Source organism: Bacillus clarus (assembly GCF_000746925.1).
Taxonomy (GTDB): Bacteria; Bacillota; Bacilli; order Bacillales; family Bacillaceae_G; genus Bacillus_A; species Bacillus_A clarus.
On sequence record NZ_JMQC01000008.1, the window covers coordinates 4,162,622 to 4,181,569 of the forward strand.

The 18,948-nt window shown below is 34.3% G+C and carries 17 protein-coding genes, 1 pseudogene and 2 other annotated features; of the genes and pseudogenes, 17 read left to right on the forward strand and 1 reads right to left on the reverse strand.

Going from position 1 to position 18,948, the window contains the following annotated elements; genetic code table 11:
- Positions 1–40 precede the first annotated feature (40 nt).
- From DJ93_RS22175 to DJ93_RS22200, 6 genes and pseudogenes are all read left to right on the forward strand, one after another.
- Positions 41–760, forward strand: a complete 720-nt coding sequence (locus tag DJ93_RS22175) for a 3-ketoacyl-ACP reductase (RefSeq protein WP_042983261.1) — start codon at positions 41–43, stop codon at positions 758–760.
- Between the two features lie 366 nt (positions 761–1,126).
- A pseudogene (locus DJ93_RS32355) lies at positions 1,127–1,790 on the forward strand (O-methyltransferase).
- A gap of 57 nt (positions 1,791–1,847) precedes the next feature.
- A complete protein-coding gene (locus DJ93_RS22185; RefSeq protein WP_042983262.1) occupies positions 1,848–2,288 on the forward strand; it encodes an ASCH domain-containing protein in 441 nt (146 codons plus the stop codon).
- 127 nt (positions 2,289–2,415) lie between these two features.
- Positions 2,416–3,288 (forward strand): aminoglycoside 6-adenylyltransferase, encoded by an 873-nt coding sequence (locus DJ93_RS22190; RefSeq protein ID WP_042983263.1) that lies wholly within the window; start codon positions 2,416–2,418, stop codon positions 3,286–3,288.
- Between the two features lie 118 nt (positions 3,289–3,406).
- Positions 3,407–4,237: a peptidoglycan-N-acetylglucosamine deacetylase gene (locus tag DJ93_RS22195; protein WP_042983264.1), complete on the forward strand. Its 831-nt coding sequence runs from the start codon at positions 3,407–3,409 to the stop codon at positions 4,235–4,237.
- A gap of 67 nt (positions 4,238–4,304) precedes the next feature.
- Positions 4,305–4,649 (forward strand): SdpI family protein, encoded by a 345-nt coding sequence (locus DJ93_RS22200; RefSeq protein WP_042983265.1) that lies wholly within the window; start codon positions 4,305–4,307, stop codon positions 4,647–4,649.
- A gap of 60 nt (positions 4,650–4,709) precedes the next feature.
- Here the strand turns inward: DJ93_RS22200 and DJ93_RS22205 are convergent, their stop codons facing one another.
- A complete protein-coding gene (locus DJ93_RS22205; RefSeq protein WP_042983266.1) occupies positions 4,710–5,315 on the reverse strand; it encodes an NUDIX hydrolase in 606 nt (201 codons plus the stop codon).
- Between the two features lie 79 nt (positions 5,316–5,394).
- Between DJ93_RS22205 and DJ93_RS22210 the strand changes: the two genes are divergently transcribed.
- The 11 genes from DJ93_RS22210 to DJ93_RS22260 all read left to right on the forward strand — a co-directional run bounded on the left by DJ93_RS22210 (position 5,395) and on the right by DJ93_RS22260 (position 18,937).
- The gene (locus DJ93_RS22210; RefSeq protein WP_241484309.1) at positions 5,395–6,036 is read left to right on the forward strand and encodes a pyridoxamine 5'-phosphate oxidase family protein; all 642 of its coding nucleotides are present in this window, start codon (positions 5,395–5,397) and stop codon (positions 6,034–6,036) included.
- A gap of 256 nt (positions 6,037–6,292) precedes the next feature.
- Positions 6,293–6,525: a binding site (T-box leader), on the forward strand.
- A 114-nt stretch (positions 6,526–6,639) separates the two neighbouring features.
- Positions 6,640–6,872 (forward strand) — a binding site (T-box leader).
- A gap of 152 nt (positions 6,873–7,024) precedes the next feature.
- Positions 7,025–8,320, forward strand: coding sequence for a homoserine dehydrogenase (locus DJ93_RS22215; protein WP_042983268.1), 1,296 nt, complete (start codon positions 7,025–7,027; stop codon positions 8,318–8,320).
- The gene (gene thrC / locus DJ93_RS22220) at positions 8,313–9,371 is read left to right on the forward strand and encodes a threonine synthase (protein ID WP_042983269.1); all 1,059 of its coding nucleotides are present in this window, start codon (positions 8,313–8,315) and stop codon (positions 9,369–9,371) included. The genes DJ93_RS22215 and thrC overlap by 8 nt, the downstream gene beginning before the upstream one ends.
- Entirely contained in the window at positions 9,368–10,261 is an 894-nt protein-coding gene (thrB, locus tag DJ93_RS22225) for a homoserine kinase (RefSeq protein WP_042983270.1), read from the forward strand. The genes thrC and thrB overlap by 4 nt, the downstream gene beginning before the upstream one ends.
- Positions 10,262–10,348: 87 nt before the next feature.
- Positions 10,349–12,655 (forward strand): glycoside hydrolase, encoded by a 2,307-nt coding sequence (locus DJ93_RS22230; RefSeq protein ID WP_042983271.1) that lies wholly within the window; start codon positions 10,349–10,351, stop codon positions 12,653–12,655.
- A 216-nt stretch (positions 12,656–12,871) separates the two neighbouring features.
- Complete coding sequence (locus tag DJ93_RS22235; RefSeq protein ID WP_042983272.1) at positions 12,872–13,873, forward strand: LCP family protein; 1,002 nt, start codon at positions 12,872–12,874, stop codon at positions 13,871–13,873.
- A 162-nt stretch (positions 13,874–14,035) separates the two neighbouring features.
- A complete protein-coding gene (locus DJ93_RS22240; RefSeq protein WP_042983274.1) occupies positions 14,036–15,277 on the forward strand; it encodes a VCBS repeat-containing protein in 1,242 nt (413 codons plus the stop codon).
- Between the two features lie 19 nt (positions 15,278–15,296).
- Positions 15,297–15,986: a response regulator transcription factor gene (locus DJ93_RS22245; RefSeq protein WP_042983275.1), complete on the forward strand. Its 690-nt coding sequence runs from the start codon at positions 15,297–15,299 to the stop codon at positions 15,984–15,986.
- Positions 15,983–17,344: a sensor histidine kinase gene (locus tag DJ93_RS22250; RefSeq protein WP_042983276.1), complete on the forward strand. Its 1,362-nt coding sequence runs from the start codon at positions 15,983–15,985 to the stop codon at positions 17,342–17,344. Before DJ93_RS22245 ends, DJ93_RS22250 begins: the two co-directional genes overlap by 4 nt.
- 100 nt (positions 17,345–17,444) lie before the next feature.
- Positions 17,445–18,266 (forward strand): peptidoglycan-N-acetylglucosamine deacetylase, encoded by an 822-nt coding sequence (locus DJ93_RS22255; protein ID WP_042983277.1) that lies wholly within the window; start codon positions 17,445–17,447, stop codon positions 18,264–18,266.
- Positions 18,267–18,280: 14 nt separating this feature from the next.
- A complete protein-coding gene (locus tag DJ93_RS22260; protein ID WP_042983279.1) occupies positions 18,281–18,937 on the forward strand; it encodes a YkyA family protein in 657 nt (218 codons plus the stop codon).
- Positions 18,938–18,948: the final 11 nt, after the last annotated feature.

Genomic DNA, 18,948 nt, shown 5'->3' on the forward strand with positions numbered 1-18,948 from the left:
CATATAAATGAACAACTGAGAAGAGTAAGGAGTGTTATACTTGGCAGAATTATTACAAGGAAAAAATGCTTTAATTACAGGAGCAGGTAGAGGGATTGGTCGCGCTGTAGCGATTGCATTGGCTAAAGAAGGCGTAAATGTTGGCCTTTTAGCACGTTCGGAAGAAAATTTAAAAGCAGTTGCGAAAGAAGTAGAAGCAGAAGGCGTAAAAGCTGTTATTGCAACTGCCGATGTATCTTCGTATGAAGAGGTTACTACTGCGATTGAAACGTTAAAAAATGGTCTAGGATCTATCGATATTTTAATTAATAACGCTGGTATTTCTAAGTTTGGTAAGTTTTTAGAATTAGACGTTGCTGATTGGGAAAAAATTATCCAAGTAAACTTAATGGGTGTATACTATGCAACTCGTGCAGCTTTACCAAGCATGATTGAACAACAATCTGGTGATATCATTAATATTTCATCTACAGCAGGACAAAAGGGTGCGCCTGTAACAAGTGCATATAGCGCTTCTAAATTTGGTGTTCTTGGCTTAACAGAATCGTTAGCGATGGAAGTTCGTAAACATAACATTCGTGTAACAGCTTTAACACCAAGTACGGTAGCAACAGATATGGCTGTAGATTTAGGGTTAACTGATGGTAATCCTGATAAAGTTATGCAAGCAGAAGATATTGCAGAATTTATCGTAGCGCAGCTGAAATTAAATAAACGTATATTTATTAAATCTGCTGGACTTTGGTCTACTAATCCGTAAGAACAGCAATCCATAAAATGAATGTGAAATAAAGATGGGATATCTATTCTATAATGGAGTGGATATCCTTTTTCTATTTTTAATAACCATAAGAATGGAATTGGACGAAAATTAAGCTTCTATTTTTCTTTAAAATAGGAAAATACTACGGTCAAACTTAATGTAGTTATTACTAAAATACTTAAAATCACGGTTATTAAAATAAATACGGGTTCATTCATATTGTATCTCTCTTTGTTCTTCTTAATCTGTAGGAACGAAATATATAGTGAATAGATTATATTTTATTAAGATTTGAATTTTTTGTATAATGAACAAGGGAGTTTTGAAGAATGAAAGATAAAGTCTGAAGGGAATGGTATTTGCATGAGTAGTATTGATAAATGGACAGCTGTTGATCAATATATGAGTGGTTTATTAATACCAAAAGATTCTACACTGGAAGAAGTCCTTCAAACAAATGCAGCAAGTAATTTACCAGCGCGTGATGTGTCGCCGACTCAAGGTAAGTTTTTGCAATTATTAGTGTAAATTCAAGGAGCTCGCAATATTTTAGAAATTGGTACTCTAGGTGGATATAGCACAATATGGCTTGCGAGAGTATTATCTGTAGGAGGCCGTGTTGTTATATTGGAAGCAAGTGAAAAACATGCTGAAATTGCCTGCAGTAATATTGAACGAGCTAATTTGAGTGATAGGATTGAAATACGAACCGGATTAGCATTAGCAGTAAATAGAAAATGAGAAGTATGAGCCATTTGATTTTATTTTCATAGATGCAGATAAACAAAATAACCCTACTTATTTTGAATGGGCACTGAAACTATCACGCCCTGGTACTGTTATTATTAGAGATAATGTAGTACGAGAAGGGGAAGTTATTGATGCTTCAAGTGATGATTCTCGTGTACATGGGATACGCCGATTCTACGAATTAATAGCAACTGAACCACGTGTCAGTGCAACAGCGCTTCAAACTGTAGGGAGTAAAGGGTACGATGGATTTGTAATAGCAGTTGTTAAAGAGTGATAAGGTTTGAAAGTCTATTATACATATAGTAGATTTTAAGGGAGTGAGCGGGAGATAATGAACGAAGCAGCACAACAATATTGGGAAGGGTATTGGAAAGGCGAAGAGGTGCCAAAGTCAGTGAGTACATGGAAATTTGGTGATACCCCTAATCGTTTAGCGCAGCAAGTAGTTGAAGGAACGAAAACAGCAACTTGTTCTGCATATCTTTTATATGAATTAGAGAATATACCGTTACCAACTACAGAGGACTATGGTGTTATTTTGGATCAAGATGATAATCCAGTAGCAATCGTTAAAACGACGGAAGTAACGATAGTACCTATGAATGAAATTACAGAAGAATTCGCGATTGCCGAAGGAGACGGAAGTTATAAAAATTGGAAAGAGATTCATGAAAAATATTTCAGAAGTAAATTGAATGAAATGGGCCATGAATTTTCCGAAGATATGTTACTTGTATGTGAACGTTTTAGACGAATAGATATGAAAAAATAGGAGGAGAGAAAATGAAAAAGATGTTTCAAAAATTATAACGTGTATGGTGTATAACATATTTAGAACGTGGACCTCCAAAATATATAAAAGTATATTTTGAAATTCAAATGTGGAGGTTGTAAAACAGATGAGAAGCGAAAAAGAAATGATGGATTTAATTATAGATACAGCAAAAGAAGATGAAAGAATTCGAGCTGTCATTATGAATGGATCACGTGTGAATCCGAATGTGAAAAAAGATTGTTTTCAAGACTATGATATTATTTATGTTGTAAAAGAAATACAGTCATTTACGTCTAATCATAATTGGATTAAAAGATTTGGAGAAATAATGATTGTGCAAATGCCGGAAGAAATGTCTTTAGTTCCAGCTGAAGAAGATGGAAAGTTTCCGTATTTAATGCAGTTTATGGATGGAAATCGGATTGATTTGACACTAGTTCCAATTGAATTAATAAATGACTTTATTGGAAAAGATAGTTTAAGTAAGCTTCTTCTTGATAAAGACAAATGTATTGGAGAGCTTCCACCAGTAAGTGATGCGGATTACCTTATAAAGAAGCCCACAGCGAAAGAGTTTTCGGATTGCTGCAATGAATTTTGGTGGTGCAGTACAAATGTAGCGAAAGGGTTATGGAGAGAAGAGCTTTCTTACGTAAAAGGAATGCTGGAAGGCCCTGTGCGAGATATGTTAATCGTAATGCTAGAATGGCATATTGGGATAAAAACGAATTATATAGTCAATGCTGGAAAGTTTGGGAAGCATTTCGAGCAATATCTTGAAAAAGATATATGGGAGCAATATAGAGAGACATTTTGCAATGCAGAATATGAAAACATTTGGGATTCATGTTTTGTAATGTGTAATTTGTTTAGGAAAATAGCGAATGAGATTGCTAACACTTATGAATATCAATACCCGCAAGGCGAAGATGACAGAGTGACGACTTATTTAAAACATGTGAAAGCTTTACCGAAAGATAGTACATCGATTTATTAATTGTATAAAGCAGTAAGACTGTCCTAATCACGGACAGTCTTATTTTTGTTCATGAATAAGAATTTCCCTAACAAAGTGTGGATAAATCACATATGAAATTTTAGGGAGGTTTTTAATCATGTATTATTTATATCCATTCGAAATGACGAGTCCTTTTCAATTGAATACTTCTTTGTATAGAGATGTTTACATGTCGTATGTAAATGTGCCATATTATGAGAGTTATTTTTATACAATACCTTATGCATTGCATGCCCCTATTAATAACCAAGTTCAAACTAAGGGAGAAGATAGAGGGTCTTGGACACCTTTTTCATGGGTTGAAAAGTATGCTTATGCATTCTCCGGTCCTTATAATAAAGCGGAAGTCGCGCTTACATTTGACGATGGGCCGGATCTCGTATTTACTCCACAAATATTAGATAAGTTAAAGAAGCACAATTTGAAAGCTACTTTTTTCCTTCTCGGTGAAAATGCAGAAAGATATCCTAACGTAGTAAAACGCATCGCAAATGAAGGGCACGTTATTGGAAATCATACGTATAATCATCCGAATTTAGCGAAAGTGAATGAGGATGAATACCGTAATCAAATCGCAAGAACGGAAGAAATTTTAAAACGATTGATCGGTTATGCGCCTAAATTTATACGACCACCCTATGGGGAAATACTTGAAAATCAATTGAAATGGGCAACAGAACAGGATTTTATGATCGTACAGTGGAGTGTTGATACTGTTGACTGGAAAGGAGTAAGTGCGGAGAAAATTACAAATCATGTGTTAGGAAATGCATTTCCAGGTAGTGTTATACTTCAACACTCTACTCCGGGTGGTCATTTGCAAGGATCTGTAGATGCGCTAGACCGAATTATTCCTGAATTAAAGATGAAAGGTGCCCGTTTTGTAACGCTTTCAAGTATGTTCGATACATCAAAAGAGAGAAAGTAAACGTATTAACGATTGGGAAATATAGGGGTGTATTATATAATGAAAGTGAATGTAAGGAGGGAATAGGATGATATATGCACTTGTGAATATAGGAATAAGTGTTTTAATTGGTATTATATTTATACTTTCTGCGCTTATACATCGAAAGAATCCACCTACAGATATAAATGCAGCATATGGTTACCGGATGAAACGATCTATGAAAAATAAAGAATTATGTGGTACTGGTAATCAATATAGCGCAGAAGTGATGAAACAAAATAGATTTTTCATGATAGTAATAGGAAGTGTTATTAGTATATTGTTTAGATGCCCTCATACGATCATAGCAATTATAAGTGTCATGTTATTATTATTTGTTCACTTATTTATCAAAGTAGAAAAGAGATTGAGAGCAATTGAAGAAGGATAAGTATATGTACAGATGAAATTGACTCCTGAGCAATACAAGCTAGGAGTCAATTTGCATTGATTAACTATTATTTTTTACTAAATCTTGTCCATTTTTTATAACAAATTCATAGTATTCAAGATCATATGGATAGATATCTTCAAATGTTATTGTTATCGGTGTACTGTTTAAAGTAGAAACAGCTGTTATAGATGGGATATCTCTTTTTAATAGTTGTAGAAAAGAAGTTGCATGTACTTTCATCACATCATCTACTTCTTCACCCGGTGCAAATGGAAGTGGTTTTATTACATTGTGAAAATACATATGACAAAACTCACGATCAATAAGGTGTGAAATTTCATAATCTATTTTAAAGATTCCTTTGTATGCTAAATCAGTAGTTTGAAAGGAAAGCCCCAGTTCTTCTTCAATTTCACGAAGGCCGCCAATTTGTACATTTTCATCATGCATAATGTGTCCGGCAGATGTAATATCCCATATACCCGGAGCCTCCTTTTTATTTTTAGAGCGTAATTGAAAATATAAAAACATATCTTCATCATCTTTTTCCACAAACCAGCAATGAAATGTTTCATGCCAATCGCCGTCGCGATGTACTCCATCACGCAGTTTCTTTCCGATTGTATTTCCGTCTATATCGAATATCGTTAACCATTCTGCCATTTTAATTCCCCTTTCTGCAAATTTTATTATACAATATTTGTATTGAATTTTGGAAAAATAAAGAAAAAGGGTGATGTATGTGGAGAGTAAAGAAAATAAAGAAGTAAAATCGTTTATTTCAACTGAGGAGGAATTACTTCAAATATTAGGGAAACCAAGTGAACGAGCTTTGAAAAAAGTTATTTCATCACTTGACCATCATTGCTTAGATTTTCTGTCTAAATCTCCTTTTCTAGTATTAGCTACTGCGAATAAATTTGGAGAGTGTGACGCTTCACCGAGAGGAGACGCACCTGGATTTGTATATGTTCTTAATAAGAATAAAATTATTATTCCAGAAAGGCCGGGCAATCGTCGTATAGACTCTATTTTAAATATTATTTCTAATCCACGAGTAGGGCTAATTTTCTTTATTCCAGGTCTTGGAGAGTCATTGCGAATAAATGGTCGAGCAAGTATTACAAAAGACGAGGGAATTTTAAAAGAAATGCAGGCGAATGGACGTACTCCTTTACTTGGAATTGTCGTTGAAGTAGAAGAATGTTACGTTCATTGTGCAAAAGCTTTTATACGTTCAAAAATGTGGGATTCTGAATCATGGTTAGATAAAAAAGAGCTACCTTCAGCAGCAAAAATGTTAATGGAGCATGCGAAAGTGAATGCTTCAGAAGAAGAAGTTGCACGTTCTTTAGAAGAAAGTTATACGAAAAGGCTGTATTAAAAAGTTGGTGTTACTATTTTATAAATATAGTTTTGGAAAACAGATAAAAGAAAATTCTCCTTATTGGAGAAACTGTATTTTAATATGTAAAATGCTAGTTTTGTAAATGGGTATGTGAACGAGAAGGGGAAAATTCTTTTTTAGTTAATTTGTTATTGTAAAATATGATAATAAATTAACTTTTCTATATTTTATAAAAATAGGCTTGCTTTTTAAAATTTTCATAACTATAATAAATTAACAAATAGACATGAACGAAAAAGTAACGATAAGGACATGAGATAATTTTTACGGTTTGCAGAGAGGGAAGCCAAAGGCTGTGAGCTTCCTAACACGAGAAATGATCTTACCACCTTTGAACTTCAATAGTGAACGAGTAATCTAGTAATTATTGACGGTATCAGCCGTTATCTGAACTTGAGCAATCTGGGAGAGAAAGTGAACAGATTGGAACAAGGGTGGAACCACGAAAACACATTCGTCCCTTTACTAGGGATGAGTGTGTTTTTTTATGGGATATTAGATTGAAAATTTAAAATAATCAAAAAATATATTGATTTTGTTTTTTATGCGAGTATAATGAATTAACAAATAAACATGAACGAAAAAGTAACGATAAGGACATGAGATAATTTTTACGGTTTGCAGAGAGGGAAGCCAAAGGCTGTGAGCTTCCTAACACGAGAAATGATCTTACCACCTTTGAACTTCAATAGTGAACGAGTAATCTAGTAATTATTGACGGTATCAGCCGTTATCTGAACTTGAGCAATCTGGGAGAGAAAGTGAACAGATTGGAACAAGGGTGGAACCACGAAAACACATTCGTCCCTTTACTAGGGATGAGTGTGTTTTTTTATTACTTTGAAGGGAGGTGCTGTAACATGAAACGATTAGTACGTATGGAAATAACCACCACTTGCATGAATAAATGGCAGAGCAAGGTGATTCACATAGAGAACAAGTAAATATTAGGAGGAGATTAAAAATGAATAAAATGATCTATGTCGGTGTATTAGGTTTAGGTACTGTTGGAAGTGGTGTCGTTCAAATTTTAAAGGATCATTATAAAAAAATAGCTCTTGATACAGGATGTGAAGTGAAAGTAAAGACAGTAGCTGTGCGTGATTTAGAGAAAGACCGAGATGTTTGTGTTGATGGAATTGTGATAACAAGTAGTGTAGAGGAAGTTCTAAATGATTCGGATATCGATATTGTAGTAGAGGTGATGGGTGGAATTGAAGAAACGAAGCAAAATATCATAAAGGCTTTGAAAAATAAGAAGCATGTCGTAACTGCAAATAAAGATTTAATGGCTGTATATGGATCTGAGCTTTTACAATTGGCAAATGAAAATAATTGTGATTTATTTTATGAAGCAAGTGTAGCGGGCGGGATTCCGGTATTAAGGGGATTAGCAGATGGTCTAGCTTCGGATCAAATTGAAAAAATAATGGGGATCGTAAATGGAACAACAAATTATATGTTAACAAAAATGAGTCAAAATGGTTGGTCATATGAAAAAGCATTACAAGAGGCACAACAGTTAGGTTTTGCAGAATCAGACCCAACAGCAGATGTAGATGGACTGGATGCTGCAAGAAAGGTAGCTATTCTTGCTAATCTAGGTTTTTCAATGAATGTTTCTTTAGAGGATGTTCAAGTTAGAGGTATTCGAAAGGTAGAAAAAGAAGATTTAGAAATGGCCGAAAAATTAGGGTTTACTATGAAACTGATTGGAAAGGCAGAGAAACAAGGGTCTGCAATTCATTTAAGTGTAGCACCAACTTTATTGCCGAGTCACCATCCTTTATCTAGTGTAAATAATGAATTTAATGCAGTTTATGTTCACGGTCAAGCGGTAGGAGAAGTAATGTTTTATGGACCGGGAGCTGGGAAGTTGCCTACTGGGTCTGCAGTAGTTAGTGATATTATTTCGGTTGTTAAAAATATGAATCAAGTGCCCAAACATAAAAGTGTATTAAAAGAGCCAGAGCCATATCAATTAAAAGAAGATGAGGAAGTAGTTTCTAAATACTTTTTACGTATTTCATTAAGTGATGAACCCGGAATGTTGCAAAAAATAACAGAATGTTTCGCTAATTGTTCTGTAAGTTTACAAGAGGTGATTCAATTACCGCTGAATAGAGAACTTGCAGAAGTCGTTATTGTGACACATCAAACTTCAAAATATCAATTTGAACAAGTATTAAGAGCGATAGACGATATCGCAAGTGAAATAAAAAGTTACTACAGTATTGAGGAGGAAAAACAATATGTATAAAGGACTATTAAAACAATATGCTTCTTATTTACCGATGAATGAAAACACACCAGATGTAAGTTTAATGGAAGGGAATACACCACTTATTCCACTTTTAAATATTTCTAAACAATTAGGGATTCATTTATATGGAAAGTATGAGGGGGCTAATCCAACAGGTTCATTTAAAGATCGAGGTATGGTAATGGCAGTTGCTAAGGCGAAAGAAGAAGGTTCTGAGGCAATTATTTGTGCTTCAACAGGTAATACATCGGCATCGGCAGCAGCATATGCGGCACGTCTCGGAATGAAATGTATTATTGTGATACCTGAAGGGAAAATTGCTCATGGAAAATTAGCGCAAGCAGTTGCGTATGGAGCAGAAATTATTTCAATTGAAGGGAACTTTGATGATGCGCTTCGAGCTGTAAGAAAGATTGCAGCGGAAGAACCGATTACATTAGTCAACTCAGTGAATCCGTATCGAATTGAAGGTCAAAAAACAGCGGCATTTGAAATTTGTGACCAATTGCAAGGCGCTCCGGATGTTCTTGCTATTCCTGTTGGGAATGCAGGGAATATTACAGCATATTGGAAAGGTTTCTGTGAATATGGGAAAGAAAAAGGCTATAAGAAGCCAAGAATTCACGGTTTTGAAGCGGAGGGAGCAGCTGCAATTGTAAAAGGGCATGTGATTGAGGCGCCGGAAACAATCGCAACGGCGATTCGTATCGGTAACCCAGCAAGCTGGTCTTATGCTGTAGAAGCTGCTGAGCAATCAAAAGGTGAAATTGATATGGTATCGGATGAAGAGATCTTAAATGCTTATCAACTATTAGCAAAAACAGAAGGGGTTTTCGCGGAACCTGGATCAAATGCTTCATTAGCAGGTGTAATCAAACATGTTCAATTAGGGAAAATCAAAAAAGGAGAAACAGTTGTTGCAGTATTAACAGGAAATGGTTTGAAAGACCCTGATATTGCAATTTCTTCTAATAAGCTAGAAATTGCAAGTGTCTCAAATGATATAGAAAAAATTAAGGAGCACATTAAAGGGGGGATTGTTTCGTGATTCCGTTCAAAATTCGTGTCCCAGCTAGTACGGCAAACGTTGGACCTGGTTTTGATTCGGTTGGTATAGCTTTGTCACTATATCTAGAGGTGATAGTTAAAGAGAAATCAGATAAGTGGCATGTTATACATTCGTTTGACGATTCAATTCCAAATGATGATAAAAATTTAATTGTTAGCACTGCACGTAAAGTATGCCCTTCTTTATCTCCCTATATAATAGAAGTTACTAGTAATATTCCACTTACAAGAGGATTAGGAAGTAGTGCATCAGCGATTGTAACTGGAATAGAGCTCGCGAATCAACTTGGGGACTTACATTTAACTACAGAGCAAAAAGTTCAAATTGCTACAAATTTTGAAGGACATCCAGATAATGTTGCTGCTTCTATTTTAGGTGGAACCGTAATAGGGGCAATGGATGGAAGACATGTTTCAGTTGTAAGGATTGAAAGTAAGGAACTAGGAGTGATCTCCCTTATTCCGAATGAAGAGCTAAATACGGATGAAAGTCGATCCGTATTACCAAAGACGTTTCCGTTTCATGAGGCTGTTAAGGCTAGTGCGATAAGTAACGTATTAGTAGCGGCATTATGCCAAAAGAAGTGGGAAGTTGTAGGAGAAATGATGGAAAGAGATCATTTTCATGAACCGTATCGTTTAGAACTTGTTCCTTTATTACCATCTATTCGTAAATGTGCGAAAGAATTCGGGGCTTATGGAACAGCGCTGAGTGGTGCGGGACCATCTATTTTTATTTTAACTCCGCATGAGGAGCGCCAAGAAATTGCTGAGCAATTAGCGAAAGTATTTCCAGCTATGAAGGTATGTGAACTTGAAATTGATCATGAAGGTATTGTTGTGAAAAAGGAAGAACATATTGAATTATAAATAGAGTTAGCACTAGGCTAGCTCTATTATTTTTTGCCACATTCCTGTAACAAAGCATCTGTATATTCATTGATGGAGGTGCAGAACATGAAAAGAATGATGGCGATATGTCTTCTTACAACAATGTCAATTACGGCTTTAGCCAGTTGTGATGTAAAAGGTAACAAGGTTTTACAAGAGTCTGAAATAAAGGAAGCGACGTATAAAGATTTTACGTATGATGTAAATCCGGAAACGTTTGCGTTAACGGTAGAACATGATGGTGTAAAAGAGGCAGCATCGAAGCCTTTGCCAAAAATGAAGGTGTCGAACTTAAAAAAAGATAAAGGTCGCACATCTTGGGAGTATCCTGATCAAAAGGTAAAAGTAAACTTAGAGAAGAAAAGAGATCACTTGAATATTGAAGTAGAATCAACGGGCGCAGAAAGCTTTACATGGCCAAAAGTACAAGCTGAGAATTATACACTTCCGTTATGGGAAGGTAAACAAATCCCAAGTAATGATGAAAATTGGAAGAGATTTTTGAAAGATGATTCATATACATTTGCTGAAACGTTCGCGATGAAGTTCTTTGCATTAAACGGTTCGAAATATTCCATTGTATATATTGCGAATAATATGTTTAATAATGAAGTGAAATTTCACTCGGACCCAAAAATAGGATTTGATTTTATACATGAATTCCCGAGTATTAATAAAAATAAAACATATGGATTTCAATTATATGTGACAAATAATGATGTAGTAAGTATTGCTAAGCTATACAAAAGCAACATTGTTGAAAAAGGTGAATTTAAAACATTGCAAGAAAAGGCAAAACAAAATAAAGAAATTGAAAAACTTTATGGGGCAGCACATTTTTATTTTTGGAATCAAAGTGCTTTATCTGATAGCAATGTGAATTGGCCGAAGTTAAGAGAGCACATGAATAGTCCCTTGTTTGGATGGATGAAAGAATTGATTCAGAAATACAGTAAAGAGCCTGGAGAGCTAAATGTATTTGATCAAGTAAATAAACAAGATTTTATCGATAAGTATCAAAAAAACGTTGTTTTACGTTATATAAACGAAGTGTTGTCTATGAAAGAATTTTATAAGGAAGATATTTTTTCAAATATTGATAAAGAAGCGAGTGCATTGTTAAAAAAAGGTATCGATCGTTTAACCACGGAAGAACTGTATAGCTTGAATAAGCATTTATTAAAGTCTGTACTAGGTGATGCAGTTGAGGATGTAAATAAATGGGGTAGCGTGGACGGAACGAATATTTTAAAAGAAATGAAAGAGGCTGGCATTGATCATGCATGGGTAGGACTTCCAAACTGGGAACAAGGGTTCATGCAACCTGAATTTGTAACGAAAGCTGAGAAAATGGGATATTTAGTTGGTCCATATGATTCATATCATTCTATACATGAAAAAGGCGATAAAAATTGGAATACAGCTTCTTTTAAAGATCCTTCATTATATGAAGAAGCAACTGTATCAAAGAAAAATGGTGAAAAAATTCAAGGGTTTTTAGGAAGAGGTCGTAAACTAAACCCGGTGCTAGCTATGCCGAGCGTAGAAGAACGTGTTAGCGATATATTACAAAATGGACCTAAATATAACTCATGGTTTATTGATTGTGATGCGACAGGAGAAATTTATGATGATTATTCATCTAAACATATAACAACACAAGAACAAGATTTAAAAGCACGCTTAAAACGAATGGATTATATCGCGAAAGAAAAAGGTATGGTAATTGGTTCTGAAGGCGGCAATGATTTTGCAAGTACAACAATTGCATTTGCGCATGGAATCGAAACTCCTGTTATTAAATGGGATGATGAAGATATGAGAAAAAATAAAACGAGTCCGTATTATGTCGGAGGGTATTGGTCACCGGATCAGAATGTCCCAGAAAAATATGCAAAGCAAGTACCGCTAAAAGAAGAATACAAACAGATTTATTTAAATCCAATGTATTCTGTGCCACTATACAAATTAGTATACAATGATTCGGTTATTACAACTCACCATTGGGAATGGGGAAGCTTAAAAGTGAAAAATGAGGTTGGAAGTCGTATGCTATATGAGCTATTGTATAATGTTCCTCCACTATACCATTTAGACGAGGTAGAATGGAATAAGCATAAAAAAGAAATAACGCAACATGTAAAAATTTGGAGTGCTGTTCATGAAAAAGCAGTAAAAGAAGAAATGACGGATTTCGCTTATTTATCAGAGGATAAACTTGTACAATCTGCTTCTTATGGAAAAAACGTGAAAATTATTGTGAATTTTTCTGATCATGATACAGAAATAGAAAAGACAAAAATAAAAGCAAAGTCAGCTTTAATTTATTACGATGGGAAGAAAAAAACCTATACACCAAATGAAAATAATTAATAAAATTATGTAATCGGTCACATATTTATATGTTAAATTTCGGAAATGATAGTTAGTGACTTGTCAAAAATAAGCACGGGAGTATAATGTGAAATGAAATACATATTGGGTTTGGAAAGTAACCTTACAAAAATGTAAGGTGATTGAAATGAAATTCAATATGAAGATTCATAGACATGCAGTATACTAGGAAAAGAGAAAGAGAGGAGAATGAACATGAGCTCTGAATTAGAACAAAATGCGAGAAGTAATAAGAAACGTTCTAAAAGAAAATCAATCAAATGGTTCATTTTGATTCCATTTTTCCTGCTTATTTTTGGAGGAGTGGGATATGGGTCATTTATATATAATAAAGCGAAAGCTGTTGTAAGTGATGCGTATGCAAAAATTGATAAGTCAGCAAAACGTGATAAAGAAGTTGAACCATTAAAGGATAATATTTCGATTTTAATCATGGGTGTAGACGGAAGTGAAATGAGAAAAAGTCAATATGGTGAAGCGGTTCGGACAGATGCGCTTTTATTAGCGACAATTAATAAAGATGATAAATCTGTTAAATTAGTAAGTATTCCGCGTGATTCTCGCGTATATATTCCAACTAGAAAGAAATTAGATAAGATTACACATGCACATGTATTCGGTGGTGTTGAAAGCACAAGAGATACAGTGGAAAGGTTTTTAAATGTACCAGTTGATTATTATGTTAAATTTAACTTCGAATCTTTTGTACAAATTGTAGATTCACTTGGTGGTATTGATATAGATGTACCGGTTACATTTACAGAACAAGATAGTAAAGATCAAGCAGGTATGGTTCATTTAGAAAAAGGTTATCAACATTTAAACGGAGAACAAGCACTTGCATTAGCAAGAACACGTAAAATTGATAGCGATGCGATGCGTGGTCAAAGACAGCAGCTTGTAATTGAAGCAATTGCGAAAAAGGCAATGTCTGTTCAATCTATTAGTAAAATGGGCTCATTACTTGACGCAGTTGATAAGAATATGAAAACAAACTTAACATTTGATGATATGCTTGCTATTACGAAAAATATGGCAGGGTCAGATTTACAAATGGAAAAAATGCAAATAGAAGGTACAGATAAGCGTATCGGTGGTATTTATTACTACATTCCAAATGAAAAAAATGTGAAAGATATTTCGAATAAGTTAAATGAGCATTTAGGTGTTACACCAAAGGCAGTTCGAAATGAATAGTATAAAAAAGATTGGCCTCCGCCAATCTTTTTTTATGGAAATGTATTTGTAACTTTTCTGTAACGATTTTTTATTTTAGAAAAATTATACTCATATGTATGAGAATATTGAAGAAGAAAAAAAGGGGAAATACTTAAAATTTGTGGTAAGGAAAGATATCATATGCGGAAATGGATAAGCATTATGGGAATCGTCTTTATATTGACTGGATGTAAAATGTCTGAAGCTCCGACAAATTTAATGGGGGCTCCTACAAATGAAAAGTGGATAAATGAATTAAAAGAGCAAATAGATAAAGATTTGCCTGTTAATTATCGGTTGCTTACTCCAATGTCTAATAAAGATAAACAGATGATCTGGTCAATGGATTTTAAACGAGATAATAAAAAAGAAGTGATAGTATTCTATAAATTACCGAATGAAGATCAAAGCATATATTTAGCTATATACGAGGAAACCGGAAATGGGTGGAAAATACAATCCACTCATACATTTGACGGAGAAGAAGTAGACATCGTTGAAGTGGGCGATTTTACAGGGAATGGGAAGAGGGAACTATTAATTGGAATCTCTGTAAGTCGTGAATCCTTAGAACATGTTATGTATGCTTTTTCGGAAGAAAATGATGATATGAGGGAGATTTATAGTCGGAAGTATACGAAGTTATTTATAGAAGATCTAAATAAAAATGGCCTTAATGATATAAGCGTTGTTACTTATGAAAAAGATGAACAATTGAAGGTTGAATTCATAGAAAAATTTAAGACTATGTCTGAAGTTTCATTTGATCCATTTATAAATAGTATTCAAAGAATACAGATTGGGCGTATTTCTAAGATGACAAAGGCAGTTGTAATTGATGCGGGAGTTGGGGCTCATTCGGGCATAACATATGTAGCAAAATTTGATGGGGATCATTATGAAGCGCTACCTATAGAAGGAGAAGATTCTCAATTAAATGATTTTGTTGTGGAGAGTAAAGATATAAATGAAGATGGCATTCTTGAGTTTGTTCGTACCGTACGTCCAAAAGGTTGGGAAGAGAAGTCACATGGAGAGAGTCCGCTCCTTGAACGATACGTACAGTGGAGTGAAGAGGGAATTAAGCCTATAGAAGAAAGATATGTCAATATAGAAAAAGGATATTTTGTCAAAATTCCTAAAGAGTTAATTGGAAAGATAACTATCCCGACTCAGCAAGAGGAATCCAACGTTCAGAAATTTTCAAATGCTAGTACAAATGAATTATGGCTTGAAGTCCATATTTTTAAGCGGAAAGGGTGGATGAAAATAAAAGGATATGAGGCAGCGGTTAAAACGAATTCTCATGTATATGCAGTACCGAAGCAATCAAATTTTGAAAAAGTGAAAGCCTATATAAAACCGTTAGCGGACTATCAGTAAGAGTAGGGAGGTGTGAATTATGCCAATAATTTTAGTATTAGAAGATGAAATCCCAATTCGTAGCTTTATTGTTTTAAATCTGAAACATGCTGGGTTTCATGTATTAGAAGCTACTACTGGAGAAGAAGCACTGGAGATTTTACGCGAACATACTGTTGATGTCGCGTTACTTGACGTAATGTTACCAGGGATTGATGGGTTTCAAGTATGTAAAACGATTCGGGAAGATAATAAAAAAATCGGTATTATTATGTTAACCGCACGTGTACAAGATGAGGATAAGGTGCAAGGACTTGGAATGGGAGCAGATGATTATATTGTGAAACCATTTAGTCCAGTAGAGTTAACTGCCCGTATACAATCTTTATTAAGAAGAATAGAAGTACATGAAGAAAAAACGAATATACTGACATCTGGGCCATTTTCATTAAATATCGCACAAGAAAGTTTATATAGAGAAGGACAACTAGTTGATTTAACCCCTACAGAGTATATGATATTACACTATTTAATGAATAATGCCTCGATACCCGTTTCACGTGATAAAATTTTAAATGAGATATGGGGAGTTAATTATGTAGGTGAAACGAAAGTAGTAGATGTAAATATGAGGCGCTTACGTCAAAAGGTAGAACAGAAGCCATCTGAACCTCAATTTATCTTAACAGTGTGGGGGAAAGGATATGTCTGGAAGGAAGCTGTAAGATGAGGCGGAAAGTGACTCTATACTTTATGACGGTCATTACACTTATGCTTGTATTATTTGAAGTAGTATTTTCGGTTTCAATTTATCGATATTATTACAATGGGATTGTGCAATATATAGAATCTCATGCGAAGACGAGTACACGTTTTTTTTCTGAGTACAATTCACTATATTTTATTCGTTTGAAAGAATATAGTGGTGACATAATTGGGAGTTTTCAATTGGAAGGAACAGAATTACAATTGATTGATCGACACGGAACGATTATACAGTCTTCAAGTGGGCAAAAGGTAGAAGGAAAGGTGAATATTCCATATTCCCTATTAGAAGGGGACATGCATCACAGAGTTATTATTACGAAAGACAAGCAAGAACAATTAGAAGTATTAAGTCCACTCATACATCAAGGGCAAACTATCGGTGTTTTAAAATATACGACTATTTTAACGCATGTAAATGCAAAAATTATTGAAATTATTATGTTTACTATTTCTGTTGGAATTGTCATTTCAGGCATCGTGTTTTTAATTAGTAGACGACTAGCAAATTCATTTGTAAAACCTATTGAATCTATTATCCATGCCTCTTCACAAATTGCAGAAGGGACATTACATTATAAAATTAAAGAAGACTATCCTGGAGAATTAGGAGAGTTAGCATATAGTTTAAACCATATGTCGCATAAAATAGAAACGGCTGAGCAATTGAAAAATGAATTTATTGCGTCTATTTCGCATGAAATACGCACGCCATTAACTGGAATTAAAGGCTGGAGTGAAACGCTAAAGACAGTAGAGCACTTAACAGAAGAAGAAGTTAAGCAAGGAATGGGGATTATTTCAAGTGAAACAGATCGATTAATTCATTTAGTAGAAGAATTGTTAGATTTTTCAAGAGTAGAGTCGAATCATTTTAATCTGTATAAGCAAAAGGTGCAACTATACGATATACTAAAGGAAACGATTTGGCAATTAACTCCAAAGGCTGAAAAAAAACAAATCAAACTTATTGCAAATATAGAACAAATTGAGTTAATTGGTGATCAAGATAGATTAAAACAAATTTTCTTAAACATTGTTGATAATGCAATTAAGTATTCGTATGCACAAAGTGAAGTGTATATTGATGTAACACAAGTAGAGGAACAAGCAATTATTAAAGTGACAGATCAAGGGATTGGAATTGCCAAAGAACATTTACCATTTGTAAATCAGTCCTTCTATCAAATTAATAATTATGCTGCTGGTGCAGGAATTGGCTTGGCGATCGTAAAAAAAATGGTGGAGCTGCATGGAGGCACACTGAGTATTATGAGTAAGAAAGGATTAGGCACAACAATTTTGATAAAACTCCCACTATAATTTATACAAAATTTGTTTTTGTAGTGTATTAAAATAAATAGATGTATAATTACATTGGGTGATTTATATATAAGATTTACAGGGAGAGGAATGCAATAGAATGGAAAATGTTTTTAAAGTTAAACGAATAGCAGTCGTTTTAATAGCGATTGCAGTAGTAGCTATTGGGTATTTTATGTTTCAATCTATTACTTCACCAGCTAAAGCTGTTGCTAAGCAAGAAAACACAGTACAGCTTGCAAGTGAACAACCAAAAATAGATATGAAAAAATCAGCTCCAAGTCGTTTTAATGGCAAGGAAAGAAAAGTTGCTTATCTTACTTTTGATGATGGACCAGGGAAATATACAGCTGAGCTATTAAATATGTTAAAGCAACATGATGCGAAGGCAACATTCTTTTTAATTGGAGCGAACGTAAAGGAATTTCCTGACCTTGTAAAGCGTGAAAACGCAGAAGGTCATTATGTTGGCATGCATAGTATGACACACAATTTTGCAAAGTTATATAAAAATGGTGAGTATGTTAACGAAATGAAAGAAGATCAAGGCTTAATCGCGAATATTATAGGGAAATCACCTAAATTAACGCGCCCGCCATATGGTTCGATGCCTGGCTTAAATGAAGCGCTTCGAAATAAAGTAGTAGAAGATGGATTTAAAGTTTGGGATTGGACCATTGACTCTTTAGACTGGAAATACAATAAGATGCCAGTGGATGCAGCTGCAGCACAAATTGTTCAAAATGTACTAGCAGGTGCAACGAAACCACAAGAAGTTATTTTAATGCACGATATTCACCCTCAATCTGTGGCTGCTGTACCAGCGATTTTAAAAGGCTTAAAAGAAAAGGGTTATGAGTTTGAAGCATATCATGAAGAAAATCACTTCCCAGTGAACTTCTGGCATGATAACCGTATGTAATGGAGGAATGGAAGTTGAAGTATGGAAAAGTAGCAGTAGTTGGAGCATTATCAGTAGGATTATTATCAGGTTGTTTCGGTGAAAAGCCAGAAGAAAACTTATATACAGCTTTTGAAAGTGCAGCAACACAAGAAAAATCATTGGCTGATGACACGAAAAAATTAGAGAAGTTAGAAAAGCAAGGGCAGGAACTATACTCTCAAATTCTACAAGAAGGTAAAGAACAGAATGAGGCAGTAATGAAGAAAATAGATCAAGCTACTGCAATTGTAGATGAGCGTGAAAAAATATTAAAAAATGAAAAAGAGTTATTAGAAAAAGCTCAAAAAGAAACAAAGTCTGTTCAAAGTAACATTGATAAGATTGAAGATAAGAAATTACAAGGACAAGCAAAAAAAGTAGAAGAATCATATAAAAATCGTTATGAAGCATTTCAAAAGATGAATGAAAACTATACGAAAGCATTAGCAGCTGAAAAAGAACTGTATGCAAAGTTAAAAATAAAAGAAACGAAGCTAAAAGAAATTGGTGAAAATGTCAAAACTTTTAATACACAAAATGAAGAAGCGCAAAAGGCAAAAGAACAGTTTAACCAACATACAAAAGAGTATAATGAAGGTAAATTAGCATTTTATAAAGATGCAAAGATTAAGATTAAAGAGCAAAAATAAAGAGTTTTACA

Excerpts from the sequence above, each read along its gene's own strand:
- DJ93_RS22185 (WP_042983262.1), top strand. The coding sequence starts at position 1,848 with ATGAACGAAGCAGCACAACAATATTGGGAAGGGTATTGGAAAGGCGAA.
- DJ93_RS22190 (WP_042983263.1), top strand. The coding sequence starts at position 2,416 with ATGAGAAGCGAAAAAGAAATGATGGATTTAATTATAGATACAGCAAAA.
- DJ93_RS22195 (WP_042983264.1), top strand. The coding sequence starts at position 3,407 with ATGTATTATTTATATCCATTCGAAATGACGAGTCCTTTTCAATTGAAT.
- DJ93_RS22200 (WP_042983265.1), top strand. The coding sequence starts at position 4,305 with ATGATATATGCACTTGTGAATATAGGAATAAGTGTTTTAATTGGTATT.
- DJ93_RS22205 (WP_042983266.1), bottom strand. The coding sequence starts at position 5,315 with ATGGCAGAATGGTTAACGATATTCGATATAGACGGAAATACAATCGGA.
- DJ93_RS22215 (WP_042983268.1), top strand. The coding sequence starts at position 7,025 with ATGAATAAAATGATCTATGTCGGTGTATTAGGTTTAGGTACTGTTGGA.
- thrC (WP_042983269.1), top strand. The coding sequence starts at position 8,313 with ATGTATAAAGGACTATTAAAACAATATGCTTCTTATTTACCGATGAAT.
- DJ93_RS22230 (WP_042983271.1), top strand. The coding sequence starts at position 10,349 with ATGAAAAGAATGATGGCGATATGTCTTCTTACAACAATGTCAATTACG.
- DJ93_RS22235 (WP_042983272.1), top strand. The coding sequence starts at position 12,872 with ATGAGCTCTGAATTAGAACAAAATGCGAGAAGTAATAAGAAACGTTCT.
- DJ93_RS22240 (WP_042983274.1), top strand. The coding sequence starts at position 14,036 with ATGCGGAAATGGATAAGCATTATGGGAATCGTCTTTATATTGACTGGA.
- DJ93_RS22245 (WP_042983275.1), top strand. The coding sequence starts at position 15,297 with ATGCCAATAATTTTAGTATTAGAAGATGAAATCCCAATTCGTAGCTTT.
- DJ93_RS22250 (WP_042983276.1), top strand. The coding sequence starts at position 15,983 with ATGAGGCGGAAAGTGACTCTATACTTTATGACGGTCATTACACTTATG.
- DJ93_RS22255 (WP_042983277.1), top strand. The coding sequence starts at position 17,445 with ATGGAAAATGTTTTTAAAGTTAAACGAATAGCAGTCGTTTTAATAGCG.